The sequence below is a fragment of the Adlercreutzia sp. ZJ154 genome, from assembly GCF_011039055.1.
Classification (GTDB): Bacteria; Actinomycetota; Coriobacteriia; order Coriobacteriales; family Eggerthellaceae; genus Adlercreutzia_A.
Window position 1 is genome coordinate 36,402 of sequence record NZ_JAAKEF010000018.1, and the last position, 14,079, is coordinate 50,480.

Sequence of the window (14,079 nt, forward strand, 5' to 3'; positions counted from 1 at the left end):
GCGTTACAATTGTTCCAATAAAGGAGCGCGATTGATTAAAACATTTGCCGATAAAGAAACTAGAAAGTTCTATGAAACTGGGAAATCGAAAAAGATCAGCTTGGACATTCAAGCGAAAGTGTTGCGTAAGTTAGATCAGATTGATGCTTCTAGTACGGTTGAGGCACTTGAGCTTCCGCCAAGTAATCGTCTACGCAAACTGCGTGGCAATAGAGAGGACCAATATTCTATAAGCTTAAACATGCAGTGGCGAATTTGCTTTCGATTTGAAGACGGCAATGCATTAGACGTTGAAATTTGCGATTATCATTGATAGGGGTAATTATGAGCTACGCAAGGCGTGACGATATGAAATATATGAAGCGGCGCCCTACGCATCCCGGAGAAATATTGCGCGAAGAGTTTATGTCTGAGTACGGTCTAAGTGTGGCCGAATTGGCTAACAGGCTTGGAGTTTCTAGGCAAACCGTAAACGAGCTTGTGCATGAGCGGCGTGCAATAAGTCCAAATATGGCTCTTCGATTGCAGAATCTTTTTGGCATGGATGCGGCTGTCTGGATGGAAATGCAACAAAAGTTAGATTTGTGGGAATCAATGATTCAATATCGTAGCGAAATAGATGCGATTAAACCTATGAAACTTGTAGTTGCAGGTGTTTAATAAAAAGTTAACAGCATACGTAACAGTAGATAATTACGTTTGTGTCGCTGTGCGTTAATGCTCTGTTACTTGGTTGGCTGATAAACATAAAAACGTTGTTGTGTGTTGACGCAGAAAGAGATGTGCTATGGCTGACGTTGTTACCGTAAATGGTTTGTGCGTAGATGTTAAATTCTTAGTTATGGGACCTCTGCAGAACAATGTGTATATCATCTCTGATGGATTGGGCACTTTTGTTGTAGACCCTTCGCAAGATGCTGAAACAATATTAGAAGCGCTAGGCGGCGCAAAGCTTGATGCGATAGTTATAACGCATGCACACTGGGATCATATGGGTGCTGCGGCTGAACTGCGCAAAGCTACCGGTGCGCCTGTAATAGCCAGCATTGCCGATGCGCCGTTTATTGAAAATCCGCAAGACATAGGCACTTCGCGCAAAGCTGCACCTTGCAAAGTAGATCGCGTGGTTGCAAATGGCGATGTGGTCTGCGTGGGCAATATGGAGTGGAAAGTTATAGAAACTCCCGGTCACAGCAAAGGCTCAATATGTCTATTCTGTATTCCGCAATTCGGTAATCACGCCGATGGTCTAGCTGTGCTTATATCGGGCGACACGTTATTTGCTGGTACAACTGGCAGAACCGATTTTGAAGGCGGGTCTGTGGTCGATATGGCGGCATCTATGAAGAAGCTTGCCGCCCTGCCCGACGATACTGCGGTTCTTCCCGGGCATAACAGTTTTACTACCATCGGCAACGAGCGTCGCACCTTCTCTCTATTCGGAGATGAACCCGACGAAATTTAATGTAATAATATATCCAGTTTAGGTCTTAGCGAAAGGCTATTTGTGACGATCGACTGGTCGCTTTTTATTACTGAGCTTATCAGCAATCCGCTCTTGCTGGCTGTAACGATATTGAACATTGGTGTCATAATCGTGAATGGTGCAACTGATGCACCTAATGCAATTGCGACAGTAGTGTCTACTAGGGCAATGAAGCCGCGCCGCGCCATAATGATGGCTGCAGCATGCAACTTCGTAGGGCTACTTGTAATTTCTGCCATATCACCTGCTGTAGCGCAAACAATTTTTGGAATGGTCGATTTTGGTGGCGATTCTTACAAAGCATTGGTAACACTTATGGCTGCTATGGTAGCCATTATTGTATGGGGTAGCGTCGCATGGTGGTTTGGCATACCTACCTCGCAATCACATTCGCTAATTGCGGGGTTAACTGGTGCCGCAATTGCTCTAATGGGCAGCTTTGATGCCATAAACTGGAATGAATGGATAAAAGTTATATATGGCATTTTGCTGTCTACACTTATGGGTTTTGGTCTTGGTTGGGTCTTCTATAACATTATAAAGAGGCTATTCCGCAACGTTAACCGCCAGAATGCAAACACTTTTTTCAGGTGGGCGCAAATTTTTTCCGGTGCGGGTGTTGCCTTTATGCATGGCGCGCAAGATGGTCAAAAATTTATGAGCATTTTTATTCTGGCAATCTTGATGGCTGCCGGTATGGGTACCGGTTCAGGTTCGCTTACTTTGCCCGTTTGGCTTATGCTTCTATGCGCGCTTTCTATGGGTGTTGGCACCGGGGTAGGTGGCGAGCGCATCATTAAAAGCGTCGGGGTCGATATGGTAAAACTTGAGGCATTTCAGGGTTTTGCCGCCAGCGCATCAACATTCGTTAGCTTAATAGTAGCCACGTTTGGTGGTTTGCCTGTGTCTACTACACATACAAATACTACAGCTATTATGGGAGTTGGCGCAGCCAAAAGCCCAAAGGCTGTGAAATGGTCCATTGCTATAGACATGGTGAAAACGTGGGTGCTTACTTTCCCCGGCTGCGGCATAATGGGATTTGTGTTTGCAAAACTATTCTTATTCCTACTTTAGAAGGGACTCGTCATGGCAAAGGTTAAGCTGAACTACTTTAAGGCATACGAGAAGCTTACTGGTTTAGCTGTTGAAGAGGCAGACCTGCTAATAGAAGCTATGCGCTCTTTTACCGATGCCAGCGGGTACTCCGACACAATGGTTGAGATGCACGAATTTGAGAATCGCGGCGACAGTATCAATCATGACATTTTCACCGCAGCCGCTATCGATTTCATGCCGCCTTTCGATCGCGAAGATGTTGTGAATCTGGCGCAAGCGCTTGATAATGTGCTTGATTATATAGACGATGTACTTGGACACATGTATGTGTACGACATTCGCACTATGCCAGAAGATGCGTTGCAATTCGCCGAGCTAATCAAAAAGTCGGTTAAGGCGCTAGACCGCATGATGGCAGAATTCCATACTTTCAAGAAGAATAAGAAGTTCAAGCAGCTTGTTGTAGACATAAATTCTTACGAAGAAGAGGCCGATGCGCTGTACAAGCAGGCTATGCGTCGTCTTCACGTAGAAGATAACGAAGCTGTTATGCATGTGCTGGTATGGTCGCGCATTTACGAGCGCATGGAGAGATGCTGCGATGCCACCGAACATGCAGCTGACATAGTTAGCACAATTATGCTGAAAAATTAAATAAAGCCAAACAAGAACATAGTGTATAGAACGTAAATACCTTGCGAATGTAGTGTTTTACGGTTATATCTTGCTGCTACAATTTCAAGTAAGAAAAACCAATTAGAAATTGAGGTTCAGTAATGAAGGTTAGCAAGAAAAACACTGCAGATGGCAAAATACTTTTGCAAGCAACTGCAACAGCTGCAGAAGTAATCAATGCGCTAGATGCCGCACAGATAGCATTTGCCCAGAGTATGGGCATTCGACCAGAGCAGGGCAAAAGTGTACCGCAGCTAGTAGAAGAGCAGATGGGTGTAAAAGACCTAGATTCTATTGTGCAAGCAGGCGCGCAAGAAGCGCTTGTTCCCTTGGCATTAGATGCAAAAAATTTGGTGCCCCTGTATCCACCGACTCCTAGTCCGAAATCGGCATTTAAGCGCGGTCAAGAATTCCGCTTCGAACTAGAGGTAGAGCCCAAGCCGGAATACGAGCTAACATCATATGATCCTATAAGCATCAAAATTCCCGAATTCCAACTTGATGAATCTGTGGTTGATGCAGAAATAGATAAGATGGCTGACAATTACAAGGCATTCATTGCCGATTCTGATAGTCCAGAAGGTCGCAAGGTGCAAAAGGGCGACCATGTGCGCATAGCCATGAAGGCATTTGAAGATGGCGAAGAAATTACGCAGCTAAGCACCGACGGTCGCACTTATACTGCTGGTGAAGGTTATATGCCAGAAGGTTTCGAAAACGAAGTTTTAGGCATGGAGGCTGGCGAAACCAAGGAATTTACATTTGATGGACCCGACTTCGATAAAGACTTCAATCCAATAACGAAAAAAGTTGACGCAACCGTTACTGTGTTGGAGTTTCAAAAGGAAGAAAAGCCCATCATAGATGATGCTTGGGTGCAAAAAAACATGCCTATTTATAGAGGGCTTGCCGAATTGCGTGCCGATATCAAGCGTAATCTAACCAAGCAAGGGCGCGACCAGTACGACGATTATGTACGTCAGATAGCTGCTGAAGAAGCAGCGAAGCGTTTTCAAGGCAAAATTCCCGATGAGGCTTACGAGGCTATGCGCGAGAACTTGCTTGCGCAGTATCGTCAAGGGCTGAAACAGCAAGGTAAAACATGGGAAGAGTTTGTGGAAGAAAACGGCGGTGATCAGCAAATTGGCATGATGATGATGCTTCAGGTTCGTCAAATGCTGGTGACTGGTTTTGTGTTAGATGCCATTTTCCGCCATCAGAAAATGACGCTTACCGATGATGACGTTCTGGAGGCGTGCCGTGCTATGAATCCGCAGGCTGACCCAAAGGCCATGCGCGAACAGATGGAAAAAGCTGGTCGCGGTTTCGCTATGCGAGAAAGCGCCGAGCGTCTAAAAGCTAATAAGTGGTTGGTCGAAACTGCCAATATTGAATACCAAAGCGCTGAATAGTGCTAAATAGCAGTTTTTAGCCCGGGCATTCTTTCGTCTATATTCAGCAGATTTTTCTGTGAAAAATGTAGAATCTGTGCTAGAATCTTCGTTTGCGTCTATAGGTGTATGGACACACCCGGGCGCGTTGTAAGACCGAGTCGCAGTATAGAGCCTCTAATCTATGCAGCGGCAATGGTTTTACATCGTAAGTAGGAAGAAGCCGCTGGTGTGCGTAGAGGCGCGCGAACAGCAGCTTCATAGAAGAAGGGAACAACGTGGGCGTTAAGCAGTACAAGCCGACCAGCCCCGGGCGTCGCTTTCAGACTGTTTCCGACTTCGAGGAAATAACAACCTCGACGCCGGAAAAATCTCTGTTAGCGAAGAAGCCTAACAAGGCGGGTCGCAATAACAACGGTCGCATCACTTGTCGCCATAAGGGTGGCGGAGTGAAGCGTCGCTATCGTATTATCGATTTCAAGCGCGATAAAGATGGTATTCCTGCTAAGGTTGCAACCATTGAATACGATCCTAATCGCACAGCGCGCATCGCACTTCTGCATTATGTTGATGGCGAAAAGCGCTACATCATTCATCCAAAGGGCCTGAAAGTGGGCGACGTGGTAATGAGCGGCACCGAGGCTGACATTAAGCCCGGCAATTCTTTACCGCTTGAAAATATCCCTGTAGGTACTTTGGTACATTGCGTGGAATTACAGCCCGGCAAAGGCGCTAGCATGGCACGTTCAGCTGGCACTAGCATTCAGCTGATGGGTAAAGAGGGCAAATATGCAATTCTGCGTATGCCGTCTTCTGAAATGCGCCGCGTTTTGCTTACCTGCCGCGCAACCGTGGGCGAGGTTGGCAACGCCGAGCACTCCAACATCAAAGTTGGCAAAGCTGGTCGTAATCGCTGGAAGGGCATTCGCCCAACCGTTCGCGGTACTGTTATGAACCCGGTTGACCATCCTCATGGTGGTGGTGAAGGCAAGAACAAGACTTCTGGTCGTCATCCTGTAACTCCGTGGGGTGTTCCAACTAAGGGTCATCGCACTCGCAACAAGAAGAAGGCTTCAAGCCGCCTGATTATCAGACGTCGTAAGAAGTAACCGAGCAAGGAGTAAAAAGTTGAGCAGAAGTTTGAAAAAGGGCCCATTCGTTGAGCCGCGCCTTCTCGGTCGAATACAGGCGATGAACGAAGCGGGCGAGAAGAATGTTATAAAAACATGGAGCCGTGCTAGCACCATCTTCCCGGAAATGGTGGGTCACACCATAGCTGTTTACGATGGTCGCAAGCATGTGCCCGTATACATTACTGAATCTATGGTCGGCCACAAGCTGGGCGAATTTTCTCCCACCCGCACATTCCGCGGTCATTCCGCCGACAAGGGAAAGCGATAGGAGGCGCGCACAATGGAAGTTAAAGCTGTTTCCAAGTACGTTCGCGTGTCGCCGCGCAAGGCCCGCGTCGTTGTGGACCTTATCCGTGGTAAAGGCATAGAGAGTGCCCGTGAGATTCTTGCGTTTTCCGAGCGCGCAATCGCCGAGACTGTGCTGAAAACGCTGAATTCGGCTGTAGCGAATGCAGAACACAACAACCACCTTCGCACCGACAATCTGGTCGTGAAGACGGCGTTTGTGAACGAAGGACCAACGCTGAAGCGTATTCGTCCACGCGCTAAAGGTTCAGCTAGTCGCATCAATAAGCGCACTAGCCACATCACGATCATCGTCGCACCGCGAGAGGAGGCTTAAAGCATGGGTCAGAAAGTCAGCCCTACAGGGTTCCGCCTAGGCATCACCGAAGATTGGCGCAGCCGTTGGTATGCCGACAAAGACTATAAGGAAACTCTGGAAAACGATCTTGCTATTCGCAAGTTCCTTGACAAGCAGCTGGCACGTGCCGCTGTTTCGAAGACAGAAATTGAGCGCGCGGGCGACAAAATAACCGTCACCATAACCACTGCGCGTCCCGGCATCGTTATCGGCAAAAAAGGTGCCGAAATTGATGCTCTTAGCAAAAAGTTAGAGAAAGTTGCGAACGGTACGGTTGCCATTAATGTAGTGGAAATCCGCCGTCCTGAACTAGATGCAGAGCTTATAGCGCAGTCGGTTGCTGAGCAACTTGAGGGTCGTGTCGCATTCCGTCGCGCAATGCGTAAGGCAGTGCAAAGCGCTCGTAAATCTGGCGCAAAGGGCATTCGCGTTCAATGCTCTGGTCGTTTAGGTGGCGCTGAAATGAGCCGTCGTGAATGGTATCGCGAAGGTCGTGTGCCGCTGCAAACTCTGCGTGCAAAGATAGACTACGGCTTCGCTACTGCGAACACTCAGATGGGTGCCATTGGCGTACAAGTTTGGGTATATCACGGCGACGTACTGCCCGGACAGAAAGCTCCAGAGCCTGCGCTTGAGGGTTCAAGCCGTCCGCAGCGTGGACGTCGCGGCGATCGTGGCGGCCGCAATGAAGGAGGTCGCAGATAAATGTTAATGCCTAAACGTGTCAAGCACCGCAAGGTGCAGCGCGGCTCCATGAAGGGCAACGCTAAGGGTGGTACACGTCTGAATCATGGCACCTATGGTATTCAAGCGCTCGAGCGCCACTGGATTACCAACCGTCAAATAGAGGCTGCCCGTGTTGCTATGACTCGTCACATGAAGCGTGGTGGTAAAGTTTGGATCACCATCTTCCCCGATAAGCCCATCTCTAAGAAACCCGCTGAAACCCGCATGGGTAAGGGCAAGGGCGCACCCGAGGCTTGGGTAGCTGTTGTAAAGCCCGGACGCATTATGTTTGAGATAGATGGCGTGGACGAAGAAACTGCGCATGAGGCACTTCGCTTAGCAATAATGAAGTTACCCATTAAGTGCAAGATCGTCTCTCGCGAGAGCCAGAAGCAGGAGGACTAAATGAAAGCATCAGAGATTCGCGAGCTTTCTGCAGAAGACTTGACCGAGAAGCTCAAAGACGCCCGCGCAGAACTTTTTAACCTGCGCTTCCAAATGGCTACTAGCCAGTTGGATAACACGGCTCGTGTGCAGCAGGTCAAGAAAGACATCGCGCGCATCCTCACCGAGCAGCGTGCCCGCGAGTTGAGCGCGTAAAGGAGCAGAAGATGTCAGAAACAAGGAATCTACGCAAAGTTCGTCAGGGCGTCGTTGTAAGCGATGCGAACGATAAGACTATTGTGGTGTCCGTGGAAGAGCGCAAGCCGCATCCTATCTACGGCAAAATGATTACTACCACTAAAAAGTTTCATGCCCACGATGAAAACAATGAAGCCGGCAAAGGCGACACTGTTCAAATAATGGAGACACGCCCGCTTTCCAAAATGAAGCGCTGGCGCCTGTCGAAGATCGTCGAGAAAGCCAAATAGCGGCGCGCTTGCACTGCTATGTGAAGTAGGAGGAAAAGCATGATCCAGATGCAATCCATGCTCAATGTGGCTGACAACTCCGGCGCGCGCAGGGTTCAGTGCATAAAGGTACTGGGCGGAAGCAAGCGTCGTTACGCCGGCTTGGGCGACGTTATTGTGTGCTCTGTTAAGGAAGCACAACCAAATGGCGCCGTCAAAAAGGGCGAGGTTGTTCGTTGCGTTATCGTGCGCGTTAAGAAAGAGGTTCGTCGCGCCGACGGCAGCTATATCAAGTTTGACCAGAATGCGTGCGTGCTAATCAACAACGATGGCACTCCGCGCGGTACGCGTATCTTTGGGCCTGTTGCTCGTGAGCTGCGCGATAAGAAGTACATGAAGATCGTGTCTTTGGCACCGGAAACGCTCTAGGAGGTGCTAAAGATGGCAACTAAGAAAACCGAGCGCAATATTCTTCCCATAAAGAAGGGTGACACTGTAACCATTCTTGCTGGTAAGGATAAGGGCAAAGAAGGTAAGGTTCTGCGTACCATTCCTGAAACCGAGCGTGTAGTAGTTGAGAAAATTAACACCATAAAGAAAGCTATGCGTCCTACGCAGGCTAATCCTCAGGGTGGAATCTCTACGATAGAAGCTCCGCTAGCAGTAAGCAATGTTATGCTTATCTGTCCTAGCTGCAAGAAACCTACACGTGCAGCTCGTCGTCGCGATGACAGCGGCAAGAAGATTCGAGTTTGCAAGAAGTGCGGCAAGGATATCGATTAGGGCTTCCGCAGCACCCCGCTGTAAAAGCTCTAGATGGGCAGAATGGCGATTGCGGATGTTGCCGTAGCGCGATTCTGCAGCGCTAGAAAAATGTGATATAAAATCGCATTTTTCGACGCGCGAAGCCAAGCGCTAGGCAATATCGGCAATCGCTTGGAGTAAATGCCTTTAAGGGCAGGGGGTCGGAAATCTCCTGTCAAGAAAAAACGAAGGAGAGTAAGAAAATGGCAGATATGCCTCGTTTAAAGAAAAAGTATTTAGATGAAATACGTCCTAAATTAAAGGACGAACTGGGACTTGATAATGTAAACGAGATCCCTACATTGAAAAAGATCGTTGTAAACATGGGCGTTGGCGAAGCTGCTCAAGACAGCAAGCAGCTAGAAGGCGCCATTAGCGATTTGCGCGTTATCACCGGTCAGCAACCGATGGTTTGCCGCGCAAAGAAATCTATCGCAGGTTTCAAACTGCGCGAAGGTCAGGCGATTGGCTGCAAGGTTACTCTGCGCGGCGATCGTATGTGGGAATTCTTCGATCGCTTGGTAGCAACTGCTATTCCGCGTATTCGCGACTTCCGTGGTATGTCTCGCACCAGCTTTGACGGACGCGGCAACTATTCCATGGGTGTTACCGAGCAGCTCATCTTCCCCGAAGTGGACTACGACAAAATAGACCACACGCGCGGTATGGACATAACATTCGTAACGAGCGCGGCAAACGACGAGGGCGCTCTAGCATTGCTAGCCGACCTTGGTTTCCCGTTCAAGAGCAAGTAAAGCGATAGGACCATACGGTCCTTTCGTGTAACCTCGACCAGAGTCATTTGACTCGCAAGAAAGAAGGAATGCATGGCTAAGAAATCGATGATTGCCAAGGCCAAGCGAGAGCCGAAATATTCTACGCGCCAGCACAATCGCTGCATGCGTTGTGGGCGTCCTCGCTCTTATTATCGCAAGTTTGGCTTATGCCGCATATGCTTGCGCGAACTGGCTAATGAAGGCAAGCTGCCCGGCGTAACTAAGTCATCTTGGTAAACCGGATGTCTTGGAGTACGGGTGTGCCCGCATAGAAGGCGCAGCCGCTAGGGGCGGTATGCGAACCAGATGCGAGGCTCATCACTAACCAAAGGAGAAACCTGAAATGACAATGACCGATCCCATAGCAGACATGCTAACGCGCGTGCGTAATGCACAGTCTGCGGCTAAGGACTCTGTGTCTATGCCCACCAGTAAAAAGCTGGTAGAGATCGCCCGAATAATGGACGAAGAGGGCTACATCGGCGGATATGAGGTTGAAGACGGCGAACCCCGTGGCACCCTCACAATTACGCTGAAATATGGTCCAAAAAAACAGAAGACCATTCGCGGCATTAAGCGCATCAGCAAGCCGGGTCTTCGTATTTATGCAGGTAAAGACGAACTGCCGCGTGTTCTCGGCGGTCTTGGTACTGCAATCATATCAACCTCGGCTGGCGTTATGACCGACCGCGATGCCCGCAAGAAGGGTATTGGCGGCGAGGTTATCGCCTATATCTGGTAGGGGGTGCGCAATGTCTCGTATCGGAAAGATGCCAATTTCTGTACCATCGGATGTGGAAGTGAATATTGACGGCACCACTGTTACCGTCAAAGGCAAGAAGGGCGAACTAACTCGTACTTTCCAGCCTACCATGGTTATCAAACAAGAGGGCGATTCTGTAGTAGTTAGCCCTGTTAATGATGAGCGTCAGACGAATGCATACTGGGGTCTTACCCGCAGCTTGCTTCACAACATGATTATCGGCGTGTCCGAGGGCTACACCAAAAAGCTTGAGCTTGTCGGCGTTGGTTATCGTGCAGCGCTAAAGGGGCGCGACCTAGAGATGCAGCTGGGCTTTTCGCATCCTGTATTAGTGAAAGCGCCTGAAGGAATTACATTTGAGGTTCCTTCGCAAAACGAAATTACTGTTTCTGGCGCATCAAAAGAGCAGGTTGGTCAAGTTGCAGCCGATATTCGCAAGTGGCGTAAGCCCGAGCCGTATAAGGGCAAGGGTATTCGCTATGAAGGCGAATATGTGCGTCGTAAAGCCGGCAAAGCTGGTAAGGAATAAGAAGGAGATCGGAAAATGCAGAAATCAATACTCAAGCGTCAATCCGGTCTTGCGCGTCGCCATCGTCGCGTTCGCGGTAAAGTGTCGGGTACTGCAACTCGTCCGCGCATGTGCGTTACCCGCTCTAACAATAATATGTATGTTCAGGTTATCGACGATGTTAGCCGTAAGACCATTTGTGGCGTGTCTACAATGGGTCCTGAGTTCAAGAAGACTGGCGCTAAAGCCTCAACGGTTGCTGGCGCAGCTGAACTGGGCACTATCATAGGCAAAATGGCACAGGATAAGGGTATTAACGAAGTCGTGTTCGACCGTGGCGGAAATCTGTATCACGGGCGCGTGAAGGCTCTGGCTGACGCAGCTCGCGAAGCCGGCCTGAAGTTCTAGGAGGAGACGTATATGGCCCGTAAACAACAGGAAAACGCTGTTCCAGAACTGGAAGAGCGCGTAGTTAGCATTAACCGCGTCTCCAAGACCGTCAAGGGCGGTCGTCGTATGCAGCTTACTGCATTGGTTGTCGTTGGTGACGGAAATGGCAAGGTTGGTCTTGGTTTGGGTAAATCCCAAGAGGTTCCCAACGCCATCAAGAAAGGCGTAGAGGACGCGAAGAAAAACATGTTCACCGTGCCGCTGACTGAAGAAGGCTCCATTCCGCACGAAGTTATTGGCGAATATGGCGCTGGTCGCGTGCTTATTAAGCCGGCTGTTCCCGGTACTGGTGTTATGGCTGGTGGTCCAGTTCGCGCCATCATGGAATTGGCTGGTGTTAAGAACGTTATAACCAAGAGCCTTGGCACTAGCAATGCTATGAATATAGTGAAGGCGGCTGCAGAAGGTTTAAAGGTTATGGAAAGCCCCGAAACAGTGGCTGCGCGTCGCGGAACTACTGTTGACAAGATGTTTGGCAGGAAGGAGCAGAAGTAATGGCTGATGCAAAGAAAACTCTGCGCCTTACGCAAGTAAAAAGCCAGATTGGTCGCAAGTATGATCAGGATCGCACGCTGCGCGCGTTGGGTCTTGGTCGTATTGGCAAAAGCCACGATGTGGTAGATAACGAGTCCGTTCGCGGTATGATATTCAAGGTAAAGCATTTGATAGAAGTGGAAGAACTGTAAAAATTTGACCGTCTTACAAAGGCGGTCAAAAGTTTATCCAGTCATATGCTAACTTTACAAAAGACTTTTTATAGTGAAAGCGAGCGTCGAAAGACGCGAAAAAAGGAGATTTGAATGGAACTTAAAGATTTGAAGCCTGCTGAGGGTTCTACCCACAAGCGTAAGCGTGTTGGTCGCGGTCCTGCGTCCGGTAAAGGTAAAACTGCCGGTCGCGGCATGAACGGTCAGAAGTCTCGCGCTGGTGGCGGTAAAGGTGCAGGCTTTGAAGGCGGTCAGACTCCTCTGGCACGTAGGCTTCCAAAGCTTCCCGGATTCCGTAATCCGAATCGTGTTGAATACATCGCTGTTAACGTCAGTAAGCTTGATCGTATATACGAAGCAGGCGAAACGGTTGACTGCGACACTTTGAAGACCAAGGGCGTAATTAAGCATTCCTGCGATCCCGTAAAGGTTCTAGGAGATGGTCAGATTACAAAGGCTCTTACTGTGAAGGTTGATAAGATTTCTGCTTCCGCTAAGGCAAAGATAGAAGCAGCCGGAGGAAAGGTCGAAGAGCCTTGCTAAGCTCCATAGTCGACGCGTTCAAAGTACCAGAGCTGCGGAAGAAGATTCTGTTTACTCTTGCCATTCTTGCGCTCTATCGCTTTGGCGCATATGTACCTGTTCCCGGTATTCCGTTTAACGAGTTTGCAACGGCGTATCAGGATTCGGGCGTTGCCATGAGTATGCTTGACTTGTTCACTGGTGGCGCTCTGTCTAACTTCAGCGTGTTTTCGCTGGGCATTATGCCCTACATTACTGCATCAATTATTATGCAGCTAATGCAGGGTGTTATACCAGCTGTTGGGCGCTGGGCAAAAGAGGGCGATTCTGGTCGTAAGAAAATTACGCAGGTTACGCGTTATCTTACACTGGCACTTGGCTTAATTAATGCTGTTGGTTATTTGCTACTTTTCCAGTCGCCGGCATACGGAGTAACTTTCTCTAATGAAGTTCCATATTGGCTTACCTGCGTAATAATTGTATTTACATTGGTGGCAGGCACCGCATTCATAATGTGGATGGGCGAGCTTATTACGCAGCGCGGTATTGGTAACGGCATGTCGCTAATCATTTTCATTAGCATTGTTAGCCGCGTTCCGTCCGCTATTTTCAGTTCAATTAACCTTACTGCCGATTTAGGCATGGGCATTGCCATAACCGCACTTATTCTTATTGTCGTTTTGGCTTGCATACCGCTTATTATCTTTATCGAACGTGCTCAGCGCCGCATACCGGTAAATTATGCGAAGCGTGTTTCTGGTCGTAAAATGATGGGCGGGCAGAATACATACATTCCGTTAAAGGTGAATGCTGCTGGTGTTATACCTATCATCTTTGCTAGCTGTATTTTGTACTTGCCAGCACAGTTGGCTGCCATTTTCAATGTAGACTGGCTAACCACTTTTGCTGATTGGTGCTCAACCGGTTGGCTTAACTGGATCTTAACGCTTGTTTTGATTGTATTCTTTGCGTATTTCTACACTTCTATGGTGTTTAATCCGGAGGAAACGGCAGATAACATTCGCAAGCAAGGTGGATTTATTCCCGGAGTACGTCCGGGTTCGGCTACGGTTGCGTATATCAGGAATACGCTGAAGCGAATAACATTACCCGGTGGTATTTTTATTGCGCTTATTGCGGTAGTGCCTACAATTATTTTCTACTTCACTGGTAATCAGCTTATTCAGTCGTTTGGCGGCACGTCTATTCTGATTATGATTGGCGTTGCGCTAGACACTATGAGCAAAGTGGAAAGCCAACTTAAGATGCACAACTACGACGGTTTCTTTAAGTAAACCCATTTATATAGTGCAAAAAGCTCCCGTAAGCCTTACAGGTGCGGGAGTTTTTCTTTTGCAGGTATTGTGCCCAGAAGAATCGTACCAAAGAGTTACATTCAAGCGTAATTAATGAAGTACTTATAACTTGGTTGATGCTTTACTCTAAATATTAAACTCAGCAAAAAGCCGTTCGCGATAAGCCGGGTCTTTAGAGGCTTTAAGAACATCGCCCTCGCGTCCGGCGGCAAATAGGTGTTCGATAAGAGAATTGTAGTGAGCTGCTTCTTCAGCTCGCCCGCGCTTCA

Annotated in this window: 24 protein-coding genes; all 24 read left to right on the plus strand. The window is 48.5% G+C overall.

What is annotated here, in order from left to right; translation table 11 throughout:
• Positions 1–31: 31 nt before the first annotated feature.
• The gene (locus G7Y37_RS07410; RefSeq protein ID WP_165062831.1) at positions 32–313 is read left to right on the plus strand and encodes a type II toxin-antitoxin system RelE/ParE family toxin; all 282 of its coding nucleotides are present in this window, start codon (positions 32–34) and stop codon (positions 311–313) included.
• Between the two features lie 11 nt (positions 314–324).
• The gene (locus G7Y37_RS07415; RefSeq protein WP_304518581.1) at positions 325–660 is read left to right on the plus strand and encodes a HigA family addiction module antitoxin; all 336 of its coding nucleotides are present in this window, start codon (positions 325–327) and stop codon (positions 658–660) included.
• 127 nt (positions 661–787) lie between these two features.
• Positions 788–1,465, plus strand: coding sequence for an MBL fold metallo-hydrolase (locus tag G7Y37_RS07420; RefSeq protein ID WP_165062832.1), 678 nt, complete (start codon positions 788–790; stop codon positions 1,463–1,465).
• Between the two features lie 42 nt (positions 1,466–1,507).
• The gene (locus G7Y37_RS07425) at positions 1,508–2,563 is read left to right on the plus strand and encodes an inorganic phosphate transporter (RefSeq protein ID WP_165062833.1); all 1,056 of its coding nucleotides are present in this window, start codon (positions 1,508–1,510) and stop codon (positions 2,561–2,563) included.
• 12 nt (positions 2,564–2,575) lie between these two features.
• Positions 2,576–3,199, plus strand: a complete 624-nt coding sequence (locus G7Y37_RS07430) for a DUF47 domain-containing protein (protein WP_165062834.1) — start codon at positions 2,576–2,578, stop codon at positions 3,197–3,199.
• A gap of 122 nt (positions 3,200–3,321) precedes the next feature.
• Positions 3,322–4,632, plus strand: a complete 1,311-nt coding sequence (locus tag G7Y37_RS07435) for a trigger factor (protein ID WP_165062835.1) — start codon at positions 3,322–3,324, stop codon at positions 4,630–4,632.
• A gap of 257 nt (positions 4,633–4,889) precedes the next feature.
• Positions 4,890–5,720, plus strand: a complete 831-nt coding sequence (gene rplB, locus G7Y37_RS07440) for a 50S ribosomal protein L2 (RefSeq protein WP_165062836.1) — start codon at positions 4,890–4,892, stop codon at positions 5,718–5,720.
• A 19-nt stretch (positions 5,721–5,739) separates the two neighbouring features.
• A complete protein-coding gene (gene rpsS / locus G7Y37_RS07445; RefSeq protein WP_165062837.1) occupies positions 5,740–6,012 on the plus strand; it encodes a 30S ribosomal protein S19 in 273 nt (90 codons plus the stop codon).
• Between the two features lie 12 nt (positions 6,013–6,024).
• On the plus strand, positions 6,025–6,366 hold the full coding sequence (gene rplV / locus G7Y37_RS07450; protein ID WP_165062838.1) for a 50S ribosomal protein L22: 342 nt from the start codon (positions 6,025–6,027) through the stop codon (positions 6,364–6,366).
• Positions 6,367–6,369: 3 nt separating this feature from the next.
• Entirely contained in the window at positions 6,370–7,092 is a 723-nt protein-coding gene (rpsC, locus tag G7Y37_RS07455) for a 30S ribosomal protein S3 (RefSeq protein WP_165062839.1), read from the plus strand.
• Positions 7,093–7,518, plus strand: coding sequence for a 50S ribosomal protein L16 (gene rplP, locus G7Y37_RS07460; protein ID WP_165062840.1), 426 nt, complete (start codon positions 7,093–7,095; stop codon positions 7,516–7,518).
• A complete protein-coding gene (gene rpmC, locus G7Y37_RS07465; protein WP_165062841.1) occupies positions 7,519–7,713 on the plus strand; it encodes a 50S ribosomal protein L29 in 195 nt (64 codons plus the stop codon).
• Between the two features lie 11 nt (positions 7,714–7,724).
• Positions 7,725–7,985 (plus strand): 30S ribosomal protein S17, encoded by a 261-nt coding sequence (rpsQ, locus tag G7Y37_RS07470; RefSeq protein ID WP_165062842.1) that lies wholly within the window; start codon positions 7,725–7,727, stop codon positions 7,983–7,985.
• A 39-nt stretch (positions 7,986–8,024) separates the two neighbouring features.
• Complete coding sequence (gene rplN / locus G7Y37_RS07475; protein WP_165062843.1) at positions 8,025–8,393, plus strand: 50S ribosomal protein L14; 369 nt, start codon at positions 8,025–8,027, stop codon at positions 8,391–8,393.
• 12 nt (positions 8,394–8,405) lie between these two features.
• On the plus strand, positions 8,406–8,747 hold the full coding sequence (rplX, locus tag G7Y37_RS07480) for a 50S ribosomal protein L24 (RefSeq protein WP_165062844.1): 342 nt from the start codon (positions 8,406–8,408) through the stop codon (positions 8,745–8,747).
• Between the two features lie 233 nt (positions 8,748–8,980).
• Positions 8,981–9,523, plus strand: a complete 543-nt coding sequence (rplE, locus tag G7Y37_RS07485; RefSeq protein ID WP_206214134.1) for a 50S ribosomal protein L5 — start codon at positions 8,981–8,983, stop codon at positions 9,521–9,523.
• A 72-nt stretch (positions 9,524–9,595) separates the two neighbouring features.
• The gene (locus G7Y37_RS07490; RefSeq protein ID WP_165062846.1) at positions 9,596–9,781 is read left to right on the plus strand and encodes a type Z 30S ribosomal protein S14; all 186 of its coding nucleotides are present in this window, start codon (positions 9,596–9,598) and stop codon (positions 9,779–9,781) included.
• Positions 9,782–9,887: 106 nt separating this feature from the next.
• Positions 9,888–10,286, plus strand: coding sequence for a 30S ribosomal protein S8 (gene rpsH, locus G7Y37_RS07495; RefSeq protein WP_165062847.1), 399 nt, complete (start codon positions 9,888–9,890; stop codon positions 10,284–10,286).
• 10 nt (positions 10,287–10,296) lie between these two features.
• The gene (gene rplF, locus G7Y37_RS07500) at positions 10,297–10,836 is read left to right on the plus strand and encodes a 50S ribosomal protein L6 (RefSeq protein WP_165062848.1); all 540 of its coding nucleotides are present in this window, start codon (positions 10,297–10,299) and stop codon (positions 10,834–10,836) included.
• Between the two features lie 15 nt (positions 10,837–10,851).
• Complete coding sequence (gene rplR / locus G7Y37_RS07505; RefSeq protein ID WP_165062849.1) at positions 10,852–11,223, plus strand: 50S ribosomal protein L18; 372 nt, start codon at positions 10,852–10,854, stop codon at positions 11,221–11,223.
• Between the two features lie 12 nt (positions 11,224–11,235).
• Complete coding sequence (rpsE, locus tag G7Y37_RS07510; protein ID WP_165062850.1) at positions 11,236–11,760, plus strand: 30S ribosomal protein S5; 525 nt, start codon at positions 11,236–11,238, stop codon at positions 11,758–11,760.
• The gene (gene rpmD, locus G7Y37_RS07515; RefSeq protein WP_165062851.1) at positions 11,760–11,951 is read left to right on the plus strand and encodes a 50S ribosomal protein L30; all 192 of its coding nucleotides are present in this window, start codon (positions 11,760–11,762) and stop codon (positions 11,949–11,951) included. Before rpsE ends, rpmD begins: the two co-directional genes overlap by 1 nt.
• A gap of 114 nt (positions 11,952–12,065) precedes the next feature.
• Entirely contained in the window at positions 12,066–12,515 is a 450-nt protein-coding gene (rplO, locus tag G7Y37_RS07520; protein ID WP_165062852.1) for a 50S ribosomal protein L15, read from the plus strand.
• On the plus strand, positions 12,509–13,789 hold the full coding sequence (secY, locus tag G7Y37_RS07525) for a preprotein translocase subunit SecY (RefSeq protein ID WP_165062853.1): 1,281 nt from the start codon (positions 12,509–12,511) through the stop codon (positions 13,787–13,789). The genes rplO and secY overlap by 7 nt, the downstream gene beginning before the upstream one ends.
• Positions 13,790–14,079: the final 290 nt, after the last annotated feature.

What these genes read in the sequence shown, in the direction of transcription:
- rpsH (WP_165062847.1), top strand. Translation starts at nt 9,888, where the DNA reads ATGACAATGACCGATCCCATAGCAGACATGCTAACGCGCGTGCGTAAT.
- rplE (WP_206214134.1), top strand. Translation starts at nt 8,981, where the DNA reads ATGCCTCGTTTAAAGAAAAAGTATTTAGATGAAATACGTCCTAAATTA.
- G7Y37_RS07415 (WP_304518581.1), top strand. Translation starts at nt 325, where the DNA reads ATGAGCTACGCAAGGCGTGACGATATGAAATATATGAAGCGGCGCCCT.
- G7Y37_RS07430 (WP_165062834.1), top strand. Translation starts at nt 2,576, where the DNA reads ATGGCAAAGGTTAAGCTGAACTACTTTAAGGCATACGAGAAGCTTACT.
- rpsQ (WP_165062842.1), top strand. Translation starts at nt 7,725, where the DNA reads ATGTCAGAAACAAGGAATCTACGCAAAGTTCGTCAGGGCGTCGTTGTA.
- rplO (WP_165062852.1), top strand. Translation starts at nt 12,066, where the DNA reads ATGGAACTTAAAGATTTGAAGCCTGCTGAGGGTTCTACCCACAAGCGT.
- rpsC (WP_165062839.1), top strand. Translation starts at nt 6,370, where the DNA reads ATGGGTCAGAAAGTCAGCCCTACAGGGTTCCGCCTAGGCATCACCGAA.
- G7Y37_RS07435 (WP_165062835.1), top strand. Translation starts at nt 3,322, where the DNA reads ATGAAGGTTAGCAAGAAAAACACTGCAGATGGCAAAATACTTTTGCAA.
- rplN (WP_165062843.1), top strand. Translation starts at nt 8,025, where the DNA reads ATGATCCAGATGCAATCCATGCTCAATGTGGCTGACAACTCCGGCGCG.
- rpmC (WP_165062841.1), top strand. Translation starts at nt 7,519, where the DNA reads ATGAAAGCATCAGAGATTCGCGAGCTTTCTGCAGAAGACTTGACCGAG.
- rplR (WP_165062849.1), top strand. Translation starts at nt 10,852, where the DNA reads ATGCAGAAATCAATACTCAAGCGTCAATCCGGTCTTGCGCGTCGCCAT.
- G7Y37_RS07490 (WP_165062846.1), top strand. Translation starts at nt 9,596, where the DNA reads ATGGCTAAGAAATCGATGATTGCCAAGGCCAAGCGAGAGCCGAAATAT.
- rplX (WP_165062844.1), top strand. Translation starts at nt 8,406, where the DNA reads ATGGCAACTAAGAAAACCGAGCGCAATATTCTTCCCATAAAGAAGGGT.
- rplP (WP_165062840.1), top strand. Translation starts at nt 7,093, where the DNA reads ATGTTAATGCCTAAACGTGTCAAGCACCGCAAGGTGCAGCGCGGCTCC.
- rpmD (WP_165062851.1), top strand. Translation starts at nt 11,760, where the DNA reads ATGGCTGATGCAAAGAAAACTCTGCGCCTTACGCAAGTAAAAAGCCAG.
- rpsE (WP_165062850.1), top strand. Translation starts at nt 11,236, where the DNA reads ATGGCCCGTAAACAACAGGAAAACGCTGTTCCAGAACTGGAAGAGCGC.
- rplV (WP_165062838.1), top strand. Translation starts at nt 6,025, where the DNA reads ATGGAAGTTAAAGCTGTTTCCAAGTACGTTCGCGTGTCGCCGCGCAAG.
- rplF (WP_165062848.1), top strand. Translation starts at nt 10,297, where the DNA reads ATGTCTCGTATCGGAAAGATGCCAATTTCTGTACCATCGGATGTGGAA.
- G7Y37_RS07420 (WP_165062832.1), top strand. Translation starts at nt 788, where the DNA reads ATGGCTGACGTTGTTACCGTAAATGGTTTGTGCGTAGATGTTAAATTC.